Origin of the sequence: Streptomyces sp. NPDC059832, assembly GCF_042731715.1 — a bacterium.
Classification (GTDB): domain Bacteria; phylum Actinomycetota; class Actinomycetes; order Streptomycetales; family Streptomycetaceae; genus Streptomyces.
Window position 1 is genome coordinate 194,948 of the sequence record NZ_JBHWIY010000001.1, and the last position, 12,913, is coordinate 207,860.

2 protein-coding genes are annotated in these 12,913 nt (G+C 71.6%); one reads left to right on the forward strand and one right to left on the reverse strand.

What is annotated here, in order from left to right; all coding sequences use genetic code 11:
* Window positions 1–17: 17 nt before the first annotated feature.
* Window positions 18–11,183, reverse strand: a complete 11,166-nt coding sequence (locus ACFV8T_RS00750; protein ID WP_385323620.1) for a type I polyketide synthase — start codon at window positions 11,181–11,183, stop codon at window positions 18–20.
* Window positions 11,184–11,596: 413 nt separating this feature from the next.
* Between ACFV8T_RS00750 and ACFV8T_RS00755 the strand changes: the two genes are divergently transcribed.
* On the forward strand, window positions 11,597–12,877 hold the full coding sequence (locus tag ACFV8T_RS00755; protein WP_385323017.1) for a 3-deoxy-7-phosphoheptulonate synthase: 1,281 nt from the start codon (window positions 11,597–11,599) through the stop codon (window positions 12,875–12,877).
* The last annotated feature ends 36 nt before the right edge of the window (window positions 12,878–12,913 follow it).

Consider the following 12,913-nt stretch of genomic DNA (forward strand, 5'->3'; position numbering starts at 1 on the left):
CCACATTTCGCACGTCATCATGAGCCGTTGTCTCCCAGAGCCAGCTGGATCAGGCGTTCGGCGTCCATGTCGTCAATCGAGTCGTCTGCCGCCACGGCCGGGGCCGGAGCTGTTGCCGGAACGGGCACCGGAACAGGCACCGGCTCCGCGGCGCCGGTTGCCACCGGCAGGTCGAACTTCGTCCGCAGGAAAGCGGCGAGTACCACAGGGGTCGGGTGGTCGAAGACCAGCGCGGCGGGCAGCCGCAGACCCGTGGACCGGGTGATCCGGTTCCTCAGGTCCACCGCGGTCAGCGAGTCGAAGCCGAGGGTCCGGAAGGGCTTGTCGGGCCGGACGTCGGAGGGCCCCGCCAGGCCGAGCACCGCCGCCGCGTGATCCCGTACCAGTTCGAGCAGCGTGTACTCCTGCTCGGGCCCGGGAAGTTCGGCCAGTTCGGCACGGAGCGCGGTCGCCGCGTCCTGCGCGGTGTCCTGACTGCCGTCCGCCTCCGCGCCGTCCTCCGCACGCACCGCACCGCGCACCTCCGGCAGATCACCGATCAGCGCGCTCGGGCGCAGCCCGGTGAACGCCGGGGCGAAGTCCCGCCAGTCGATGTCGGCGACGACGACCGCCGTCTCCCCGTGCTCGACGGCCTGCCGCATCGCGGACACCGCGAGTTCCGGTGCCATCGCCGTCAGGCCGAGGCCGCTGAGCGCTCCCCCGACACCGGCGCCACCGGCCAGCCCGTCGCCCTGCCACCAGCCCCAGGAGACGGAGGTCGCGGACCGGCCCTGCGACCGGCGCCGGTGGGCCAGCGCGTCCAGGGACGCGTTCGCCGCCGCGTACGCCGAGTGCCGGGCATTGCCCCACACCCCGGAGATCGACGAGAAGAGGACGAAGGCGTCCACGGAATCACCCAGTGCCTCGTCGAGGTGGAGGGCGCCGTTGACCTTGCCGGACAGGACGGTCGCATAGGCGTCCGCGTCCGTGTCCTGCACGGCAGCCGTGTCGTCCACGCCCGCCGTGTGGAAGACGCTGCCCACCGGGCGGCCCTCCACCCGCAGCCGCTCGACGAGCGCGTCGACCTGGTCCCGGTCGGCCACGTCACAGGCCACGACCGTCGCGGAGGCACCGGCCAGAGCCAGCTCCTCCACCAGCTCGGCCGCTCCCGGACTGTCCGGACCCCGGCGGCTCGTCAACACGATGTGTTCGGCACCCTCGGCGGCCAGCCAGCGGGCGACATGCCCGCCGACGGCGCCGGTGCCGCCGGTGACCAGGGCGGAGCCACGGGGCTCGAAACGGCGTACGCCCTCGCCCAGCGACGCCCGGCCGATCCTGCGGGCGAAGACGCCCTCGCCGCGCACCGCGACCTGGTCCTCGGCCCCGTAACCACCGGACAGCACGGCACACATCCGCTCCGCCACCAATGCGTCGCCCCCTTCCGCCGCCGCGTCGGGCAGGTCGATGAGACCGCCCCAACTTCCCGGCGCCTCAAGGGCTATGGCCTGGCCCATGCCCCACAGCTGTGCCTGCGCCGGACTGCTTGCCGGATCGCTGTAACCGGTCCGTCCAATCTGGACGCCGCCACTGGTGAGGCACCACAGCGGTGCTCGCACGGCGGTGTCGTCGAGAGCCTGCACGAGCGCGAGCGTGTGGGTGGTCGCGGCCGGGAGCTCCGTCCCCAGAGCCGTGCCGGCCCTCTCGTCCAGTGCCAGCAGCGACAGCGCACCGGTGTAGGCGGACGCGGACGCGGGCGCGGAAGTGGACATGGACGCGGAAGTGGAAGCGGAAGTGGACGCGTCCGTGTCGCCGAGCGCCGTGAGTGCCTTGGCGATGCCCGCCCGGTCGCTCTGGTGCTCGGTGAGCACCAACGGCACCACCCGGGCGCCTCGTTCGGCCAGCTGCCGTGTGCAGCCGGCCACCAGCGCACTGTCGGCCAGCGCCTCGGGCACGATCAGCAGCCACGCGCCGGAAAGGGCGCCGGGGACACCCGAGGACACCAACGGCTTCCAGGTGATCCGGTACCGCCACGTGTCCAGGGTGGCGAGGGCGGTGGCGGTCCGCCGCCAGGTGGCCAGCGCCGGCAGTACGGCACTCAGCGGTCCGGCGTCGACACCGTCCAGCTGCCGAGCGAGCGCCTCGGCGTCACCATCCTCGATGGCCTTCCAGAACTCCGCCTCCGCGGTGGACTGTTCGGCCGGTACGGAGGTGGCGGCGGGGGCCTCGGGCTCGTCCTTGAGCCAGTAGTGGGTGCGTTGGAAGGCGTAGGTGGGGAGGGTGGTGCGGGTGGCGCCGGTGTGGGTGAAGACGGTTGTCCAGTCGATGGTGGTGCCGTGGACGTGGGCTTCGGTGAGGGAGGTCAGGATGCGGTCGAGGCCGCCTTCGTCGCGGCGCAGGGTGCCGAGGACTGCGGCGTCGGTGGCGGTGTCCTCGATGGTGCCCTGGAGGCCGAGGGAGAGGACGGGGTGGGGGCTGACCTCGATGAAGACGGTGTGGCCGTCGGCGAGGGCGGTGCGGGTGGCCTGTTCGAACTCGACGGTCTCGCGGAGGTTGTTGTACCAGTACCCGGAACCCATCTCCGTACCGTCGAGGAGGGCGCCGGTGAGGGAGGAGTACAGGGTCACGCCGCCGGTCTGCGGGGTGATGCCCGCGAGGAGCCGGGCGAGCTCGGTCTCGATCTCCTCCACGTGGGCGGAGTGCGAGGCGTAGTCCACGTCCACCTTGCGGGCGCGGATCTCGTGGGCCCGGCAGTCGGTGACCAGCTCGTCCAGGGCCTCCGGGTCGCCCGAAACGACCACGGACGAAGGCCCGTTGACGGCGGCGATGGAGATCCGGCCGTCCCAGGCCGCGATCTTCTCCCGCACCCAAGCGGCGGGCTGCGCCACCGACACCATGCCACCACGACCCGCAAGCGCGACGATCGCCTGACTGCGCAGGGCCACCACCTTCGCCGCATCCCCCAGCGACAGAATGCCCGCCACAGCGGCTGCGGCGATCTCGCCCTGCGAGTGACCGATGACGGCGGCCGGTTCGACGCCGTAGGACCGCCACACCTCGGCGAGGGAGACCATCACGGCCCACAGGACGGGCTGGACGACGTCGACGCGGTCCAGGCCGGGGGCGCCGTCCACGCCGCGTGCGACGTCGATCAGCGACCAGTCGACGTACGGCTCCAGCGCAGCCGCGCATTCGGCCATCCGCGCCGCGAACACCGGCGAGGAGTCCAGCAGGCCCACCGCCATCCCGGCCCATTGGGCGCCCTGGCCGGGGAAGATGAATACGGGGCGGGGTGAGGGTTGGGTTTGGGCGGTGGTGGTGTTGGTTGCTGCGCGGCCGTGGGTGAGGTTTTCGAGGGCGGTGAGGAAGTCGTTGTGGTGGGTGGCTACGACGGCTGCGCGGTGGTCGAAGTGGGAGCGGGTGAGGGCGAGTGAGTAGCCGATGTCGGTGAGGGAGGTGTCGGTGTCCTCGCGTATGCGGTCGAGGAGTTTCCCGGCCTGGGCCCGCAGCGCGGCCTCCGACTTGCCCGACAGGACCCACGGCACCGCCACCGGAGACGCGACGGACGGCGTCGCGGACTCGGTGCGCGGGGCCTCTTCCAGGATCAGGTGGGCGTTCGTCCCGCTCATGCCGAACGAGGACACTCCGGCCCGGCGAGGGGCGCCGGTCTCGGGCCACGGCGTGTGCTCCGTGAGGAGTTCGATCTCGCCCTGGGTCCAGTCGACGTGGGTGGAGGGTGTGTCGATGTGGAGGGTCTGCGGGAGGACGCCGTTGCGCATGGCCAGGACCATCTTCATGACGCCGGCGACGCCGGCGGCGGCCTGGGTGTGGCCGATGTTCGACTTGATGGAGCCGAGCAGGAGCGGTTTGTCCTGGGGCCGTTCGCGGCCGTAGGTGGCGAGCAGGGCCTGGGCCTCGATCGGGTCGCCGAGCTTCGTGCCCGTGCCGTGTGCCTCGACCACGTCCACATCGGCGGTGGTCAGTCCGGCGTTGGCCAGGGCCTGGCGGATCACCCGCTGCTGCGAGGGACCGTTCGGAGCCGTCAGACCGTTCGAGGCACCGTCCTGGTTGACCGCCGAACCACGCACCACGGCCAGCACCTCATGCCCCAGACGCCGCGCCTCCGACAACCGCTCCAGAAGCAGCACGCCGACCCCTTCGGCCAGCCCGAAGCCGTCCGCGGCCTCCGCGAACGCCTTGCACCGGCCGTCCGTGGCCAGCGCCTGTTGCCGGCTGAACTCCACGAAGGACGTGGGCGTTCCCATCACCATCACTCCGGCCGCGAGGGCCATCGTGCACTCACCGTTGCGCAGTCCCTGGACGGCCATGTGCAGGGCGACCAGCGACGACGAGCACGCCGTATCCACGGTCATCGCGGGGCCTTCCAGGCCCAGGGCGTACGAGATGCGGCCCGAGACGACGCTGCCTGCGGTGCCGGTCAGCAGATGGCCCTCGAAGCCGTTCGGCCGGCTCCGGGTCGCGCCGCCGTATCCCGAGGCAGCTGCGCCCGCGTACACCCCGGTACGGGTTCTGCGTACGTCGACCGGGTTGATGCCCGCGTTCTCGAAGGTCTCCCAGGAGGTTTCGAGGAGGAGTCGCTGCTGGGGGTCCATGGCCAAGGCCTCGCGCGGCGAGATCCCGAAGAAGGCCGGATCGAACTGTCCGGCGTCGCGCAGGAAGCCGCCCTCGCCCACGTACGAGGTGCCCTGGCTGTCGCCCTCCGTGTGCCGGAACACGTCCAGGTCCCATTCGCGGTCGAGCGGTACGCCGCCGATGGCGTCGCGGCCGTCGGTGAGGAGCTGCCACAGGTCCTGCGGTGAGCGGACCCCGCCCGGGAACCGGCAGCCCATGCCGATGATGGCGATCGGGTCGTCCGCCGTACCCGTGCCAGGCACTGCCGCAGCGCCGGCCGGGGTCGCGCCGGGTCCGGAGCCGACCAGTTCGGAGTACAGGTGGTCGGCGAGGACGGCTGGGGTCGGGTAGTCGAAGACCAGGGTCGTCGGCAGGCGGAGGCCGGTGGCGGTGTTGAGTCGGTTGCGGATTTCGACGGCGGTGAGGGAGTCGAAGCCGAGTTCGCGGAAGGCTTTGCCGGTGTGGACGGTGTCGGCGGAGGCGTGTCCGAGTACGGCGGCGACGTGGGTGCGGACGAGGTCCAGCAGGGTGTGCTGGGCCTGTTCGGCGGGCAGGGCGGCGAGCTGCTGGGCGAGCGAGGACGCCTCGACGGCCTTCCCCGCACCGAGGGAGCGGCGCGCGGGAGCCCGTACCAGTGCCTGGAACAGCGGCGGTACGCCCGTACCCGAGGTTTCGCCGTGCCGGCGCATGGCGGCCAGGTCCAGGCGCGCGGCGACGAGCAGCGCGTGCCCCGTGGTGGTGGCCGCGTCCAGCAGGGCGAGGCCGTGGTCGGTGGGCAGCGGTTGCATGCCGGTCCGGGTCATGCGGGCGATCTCGGCGTCACCGAGGTGCGCCGTCATGCCGCTGCGCTCTTCCCACATGCCCCAGGCCACGGCTGTGGCGGGCAGGCCCCGGGCCTGCCGGTACTGGGCCAGCACATCGAGGAACACGTTCGCCGCGGCGTAGTTGCCCTGCCCCGGACCACCGAACGTGCCCGCCCCTCCGGAGAAGAGGATGAACTCGGCGAGTTCGTGGTGGTGGAGGGTGAGTTCGTGGAGGTTCCAGGCGGCGTCGGCCTTGGGGCGCAGGACCGTGTCGATCCGGTCGGCGTCCAGTTCGGAGATCACTCCATCGTCCAGGACTCCGGCGGTGTGGACGATTCCGGTGAGGGGGTGTGCGGCGGGGACGGTGGCCAGTGCGGCGGCCAGTGCGTCGCGGTCGGATGCGTCGCAGGCCACCAGGGACACCCGGGCGCCGGCCGCTTCCAGCTCCGCGACCAGCTCGGCCGCGCCCGGGGCGTCGGCGCCCCGGCGGCTGAGGAGCAGGAGGCTGCGTACGCCGCGCGCGGTGACCAGGTGGCGGGCGACCAGGCCGCCCAGGGTGCCCGTGGCACCCGTGACCAGGTACGTACCCGCAGGATCGGGGGTACGTGGCATCGTCACGACGACCTTGCCCACGTGACGGGCCTGGCTCATGTACCGCAACGCTTCCGGAGCCTGACGGATGTCCCACGCCCGCACCGGCGGCAGGCTCAGCACACCCTCCCGGAACAGCCCCAGCAACTCCAGCAACATCCCCTGAAGCCGGTCCAACCCCGCATCCAGCAACTCGAAAGCCTGGTACCGCACGCCTTCGTGGCTCTGTGCCACCGCCGCCGCATCCCGGATGTCGGTCTTGCCCATCTCCAGGAACCGGCCGCCGCGCGGCAGCAGACCGAGCGAGGCGTCGACGAACTCCCCAGCCAGGGAGTTCAGTACGACATCCACCCCCCGCCCACCCGTCTCCGCAGCGAACGCCTCCGCGAAGTCGAGGGTCCGGGAGGAGGCGATCCGCTCGGCGGGGATACCCATCGCGGCCAGCACCGGCCACTTCGCCTCACTCGCCGTGCCGTACACCTCGGCACCCAGATGCCGGGCCAGCTGCACCGCCGCCGTACCCACACCCCCGGACGCCGCATGCACCAGCACCGACTCACCCGGCCGCACCTGTGCGAGGTCCACCAGTCCGTAGTAGGCGGTCAGATAGACGGAGGGGACCGTGGACGCCTGGACGTACGACCAGTCGTCGGGGATCGGGGCGAGCATGCGGTGTTCGGTGACCGCGCTGGGGCCGAACGAGCCGGAGAAGAGACCCATCACCCGGTCGCCCGGACGCAACCCCGATACTCCCGGACCCACCTCGGCGACCACACCCGCACCCTCGGCACCCATCGGCACCTCAGGACCCGGATACATCCCCAGAGCGTTCAGCACATCACGGAAATTGACCCCGGCCGCCCGTACATCGACCCGCACCTGCCCCTCGGCCAAGCCCTCACCCCGGACCAGCCCGGACCGCTCCACCGGCAACAACGCCAGATTCTCCAGCGTCCCCTTGCCCATACTCTGCAACGACCACTCCGCCACACCCGACGGAACCACCAACCCACCACCAACCGCCGCCCGCACCAACCGAGGCACGAACAACCGACCCTCACGCACCACAACCTGCGGCTCACCCAACCCAGCCACACCAACCAGACCCTCGCAGGCGTCGACATCGGCATCGACGTCGACCAGGACAATCCGACCCGGGTTCTCCGTCTGGGCGGAACGCACCAGACCCCACACGGAGCCCGCTCCCATGTCCTGGATCTCGCCACCCGCCACGGCCACCGCGCCCCGGGTCACCACGACCAGGCGGGCATCCGTCTCGCTCTCCGCCGCCAGCCACTCCTGAAGCCGGGCCAGTACGTGGACGATCCGTTCGCGCAGGCCCGGGAGGACCGGCGCACCGTTCTGTGCACTGGGGACCGTCAGGATCCGCAACCCGCAATCCGTGTTCTGGTCGATCGCCGGAGCGCCCGCGGCCGGGACCCATTCCAGGCGGAACAGCGACTCGGCCGCCGCCTGGTTCTCCGCCGCCCGCAGCTGGTCCGCGCTCACGGGCCGGAAGGCCAGGGACCGGACCGCGGCGACCAGGGCACCGGCACCGTCGGCAGCCTCGACCGAGACGGCCTGGCCCCCCGCCGATGCCAGCCGCACCCGCAGCGCCGAGGCGCCCGCCGCGTACAGCTCCACACCCTCCCAGGCGAACGGCAGTTGCAGCCCGGCCTCGCCCGGGAACAGCTCGCCCGCACCCACCGCGTGCAGGGCGGAGTCGAGCAGCGCCGGATGCAGGCCGAACCGGCCCGCCTGGCCGACCGTCTCCTCGTCCAGAGCGACCTCCGCGAACACCTCGCCCGCACGCCGCCACACCGCCCGCAGGCCCTGGAACGCCGGGCCGTAGCCGTAGCCGTAGCCCGTCGCCGCCGGCTCCGCGTAGAAGTCGGAGACGTCCACCGCTTCGGCGTCGCGCGGTGGCCACACAGCGGCCCAGGACGCGTCCGTCGGCTGCTCCGTGCCGCCCCCGACAGCTGCGGTCAGCACGCCGGCCGCGTGGCGGATCCATGCCTCCGCGCCCTCGGCCTGCCCGTACACCGTCAGCGGGCGCGCGCCGGATCCGACGCCGTCCTCGCCCTCCGCGCCGACGACCACCCGGACGACGACCGCGCCGCTCTCCGGCAGCACCAGCGGGGATTCCAGGACGAGTTCGGACACGGTGCCGTGACCGACCTGGTCCCCGGCCCGGACCGCCATCTCGACCAGAGCCGTGCCCGGCACCAGCACTCGCCCGTCGACCACGTGATCGCCGAGCCAGCCGTGCGTACGGACCGCCAGTCGGCCGGTCAGCACCACACCACCCGGGCCCGGCAGGTCCAGCACGGCACCCAGGAGCGGATGCTCCGCGCCCTCCAGGCCCACCGAGGCGACATCGCCGGTGAACTCGGCCGCGCGCGGCCAGTACCGCTCGCGCTGGAAGGCGTACGTCGGCAGGTCGACGGTACGGGCACCGGTGCCCTCGAAGAGGGTGCCCCAGTCCACGTCCACACCGAGCACCCAGAGCTCGGCGGCGGACTGAAGCATCCGGTCGAGTCCGCCTTCGTCGCGGCGGAGGGTGCCGAGGGCTACGGCGTCGGTGTCGGCGTCCTCGATGGTGCCCTGGAGGCCGAGGGAGAGGACCGGGTGGGGGCTGACCTCGATGAAGATGCTGTGCCCGTCGGTGAGGGCGGCGCGGGTGGCCTGTTCGAACTCGACGGTCTCGCGGAGGTTGTTGTACCAGTACCCGGCGCCCATCTCCGTACCGTCGAGGAGGGCGCCGGTGAGGGACGAGTACAGGGCCGTGTCACCGGCCTGCGGAGCGATACCCGCGAGCAGTCGCGCCAGCTCCGCCTCGATCTCCTCCACGTGCGCGGAGTGCGAGGCGTAGTCCACATCGATCCTGCGGGCGCGGATGTCATTGGCCCGGCAGTCGACAACCAGCTCGCCCAGGGCCTCCGGATCACCCGAAACGACCACGGACGAAGGCCCGTTGACGGCGGCGATGGAGATCCGGCCGTCCCAGGCCGCGATCCTCTCCCGCACCCACACGGCGGGCTGGGCCACCGACACCATGCCACCACGACCCGCAAGCGCGATGATCGCCCGGCTCCGCAGAGCCACCACCTTCGCCGCATCGCCCAACGACAGGACGCCCGCCACAGCGGCAGCCGCGATCTCGCCCTGCGAGTGACCGACAACCGCCGCCGGACGAACCCCGAACGACCGCCACACCTCCGCCAGCGACACCATCACAGCCCACAACACCGGCTGAACGACATCCACCCGATCCAGACCCGGAGCGCCCTCCGCACCACGGACAACATCCAGCAACGACCAGTCGACATACGGCTCCAACGCAGCCGCACACTCCGCCATCCGCGCCGCAAACACCGGCGAGGACTCCAGCAAACCCACCGCCATCCCGAACCACTGCGCACCCTGCCCCGGGAACACGAACACCGGCTTGGCGTACCCGCCGACCGTGCCGCGGGCCGTGCCGGCGGGCGCGGAGCCCCCGTCCAGGGAGCCCCCGGCCAGGGCCTGCAGCCGGTCCGTCATGTCCGACGTGCTGTCGGCGATCACGACCGCCCGGTGGTCGAACGCGGTACGCGTCCGCGCCAGCGAGAGACCGATGTCGGCGAGGGCGGGTGCCGTCGGGGCGTCGAGTACATGCGTACGCAGGCGGTCCGCCTGGTCCAGCAGAGCCTGCGGCGAGCGCCCGGAGATGAGCCACGGCATCGGGCCGGCGGCCGTACCGTCGCGCTCGGCGGACGGCCCGGCGGCGGACGGCTTGGCGGCGGACGGCCCGGCAGGCGCGTCGGAGGGGTCGGTCGGGGGAGCCTCGATGATGGCGTGGGCGTTGGTGCCGCTCATGCCGAACGAGGAGACGCCGGCTCGACGCGGACGGCCCGGGGCGTCCCAGGCCTGCTCCTCGGTGAGCAGCTCCACCGCGCCGGCCGACCAGTCGACGTGCGTGGAAGGCCGGTCGACGTGCAGGGTTCGCGGCAGCACCCCGTGCCGCATGGCCATGACCATCTTGATGATGCCGCCGACACCGGCCGCCGCCTGCGTGTGGCCGATGTTGGACTTCAGGGAGCCCAGCCACAGCGGGTGCCCCGCCGGGCGGTCCTGGCCGTAGGTGGCGAGCAGGGCCTGCGCCTCGATCGGGTCACCGAGCTTCGTACCCGTGCCGTGCGCCTCGACCACGTCCACATCGCCCGCGCCCAGTCCGGCGTTGGCGAGCGCCTGCCGGATAACCCGTTGCTGAGCAGGGCCGTTCGGGACGGTCAGGCCGCTGCTCGCGCCGTCCTGGTTGACCGCGGAGCCCCGTACGACGGCAAGGATCTTGTGGCCGTTGCGCTGCGCGTCCGAGAGCCGCTCCAGCAGCAGCATGCCGACGCCCTCGCCCCAGCCGGTGCCGTCCGCGGAGTCCGCGAACGCCTTGCACCGGCCGTCGGCGGCCATCGCACGCTGACGGCTGAACTCCTGGAAGGTGCCCGGCGTCGACATCAGCGCCACACCGCCCGCGGCGGCCAGCGAGCACTCCTGCTCACGCAGCGCCTGGCACGCCCAGTGCAGGGCCACCAGGGAGGACGAGCAGGCCGTGTCCACCGTCGCGGCCGGTCCTTCGAGGCCGAGGGTGTACGAGATGCGCCCGGAGATGACACTGGCCGAACCGCCGACGACGAGATAGCCCTCGACGTTCTCGGCGCTGTTCGGCAGGAGAGTCGGGTAGTCCTGGCCGTTCGTGCCGACGAACACGCCGGTACGGCTGCCGCGCAGTGACTCCGGCTCGATCCCGGCCCGCTCGAAGAGCTCCCAGGAGGACTCAAGGATCAACCGCTGCTGCGGGTCCATCGCGAGCGCCTCGCGCGGGGAGATACCGAAGAACCCGGCGTCGAACTCCGTGGCGCCGTACAGGAAACCGCCCTCGGCGCTGATCGAGACCCCCGGACCGTCCGGGTCGGCGGCGGTCAGCGCCCCCAGGTCCCAGCCGCGGTCCTGCGGGAACGCCGCCACGGCATCGGTGCCCGAGGCCACCAGCTGCCACAGAGCCTCGGGGGAGTCGACCCCGCCCGGGTAGCGGCAGCTCATTCCGACGATCGCGATCGGCTCCTGCTCGCCCGAATCCACTGCGCGCAGGCGTTGTTTCGCCTGGCGCAGCTCAGCGGTCATCCACTTCAGGTGATCAAGCAGTTTCTCTTCGCTCGTCATGGAAAATTCCCGCCCTCTTAGGAACCGTCGCTCTTCGTCCGCTCATGGCGATCACGCTTTGTCCGGATCGATGCCGATGGATTACGGACACGGCGGCCGACAGGCGGCGTCATCAAAAGCACCCATGATCGCCCTCAATGGTGGAAGCTATGCGGCTGCGCGGGCGGCCGACAACCCCTAACAACGGGTCCATGACAGTCCCCTAATCCGCATCGGTGCAGTACCGACGCAGTACCGGAGCGGCATCGGAGCAGCCATTCCATTAATCGTCGACCGGAATTCGAGGGCACCTGGATCAAATGTGTGGTGATTTTCATCCGCGCGGCAGGACGCTCACTGTGCCTGCTGGTCCCTCCGGCGTACGCGACTTCCCTGCGACATGACGAGGCCGCCTGATGCATACCTCCCCAGTCCGTCACCCCGTTGCCCAGAGACCCGTTGCTCAGCGACCCGTTGTCCGGCGACCCGATGTCCAGCTCCCCGCCGCTCAGCAGCCCGGCTGGCCCGACATCGAAGCGCTCCGCACGGTCAAGCACCGCCTGGCGGCGAGCCTTCCGCTCGTCATGCCGCGCGAGAGCGACCTGCTCAAGCACCGGCTGGCCGCGGTGGCCGAAGGCCGGGCCCTGCTGCTCCAGGGCGGAGACTGTGCGGAAACGCTCGACACCTCCCTGTCCATCATCGAGAACCGGCTCGACACCCTCTCCCGGATGGCTTCGGCGCTGTCCGGCCGCACCGCCCTGCCCGTCGTCGTGCTCGCCCGGATGGCCGGGCAGTACGCCAAGCCCCGGTCCAGTGCCGTCGAGGTACGCGACGGAGTCACCCTCCCCTCGTACCGGGGCGAGTCCGTCAATGGACAGGAGTTCACCGCGGCGGCCCGCACCCCGGACCCGCACCGGATGCTGCGTGCCCACGAGGCCGCCGCGGCGACCCTGAACCTCGCCCGTGCCCTGGTCGGCGGCAGCCCCACGACGACCCGGGGGCACGTACCCGAGGAACTGTTCGTCTCCCACGAGGCGTTGCTGCTCGACTACGAGACGCCGCTGACCCGCATCGACCCGTACTCGCGCCGCCCGTACGCCGGATCCGGTCACCTGCTCTGGGCCGGCGAGCGCACCCGCGACCCCGACGGAGCCCACATCGCCTACCTGGCCGGGATCCGCAACCCGGTGGCGGTGAAGGTCGGGCCGACGGCCGAGCCCGACGAACTGCTGGCACTGATCGAGCGGCTCGACCCCGACCAGGAGCCCGGCCGGCTCACCTTCGTCGTGCGCATGGGGGCCACGGTCGTACGCGAGAACCTGCCCCTCCTGGTGGAAAAGGTCGCCGCCTCCGGTGCGCGCGTGGGCTGGGTCACCGACCCCATGCATGGCAACACGTACACCGCACCCTCCGGCCACAAGACCCGGGGCTTCGACGCCGTCCTCGACGAGATCACCGGATTCTTCGACGTCCACCACGCCCTCGGCACCCACCCCGGCGGAATCCATCTGGAGATGACCGGCGAGGACGTCACCGAGTGCGTCGGCGGTCTTACCGGAATCGGCCACGACGACCTGGCCACCCGTTACGAATCCGCCTGCGATCCGCGCCTCAACCGCGAACAGTCCCTGGAACTGGCCCAGCTGGTCGCCGAGATCGCGGCCTCCCGCCGCACTCCGGCCCCAGCCTGGACATGAACCCGGGAACCCGGGAACCCGGGAACCCGGGAACCC

What these genes read in the sequence shown, in the direction of transcription:
- ACFV8T_RS00755 (WP_385323017.1), top strand. Translation starts at nt 11,597, where the DNA reads ATGCATACCTCCCCAGTCCGTCACCCCGTTGCCCAGAGACCCGTTGCT.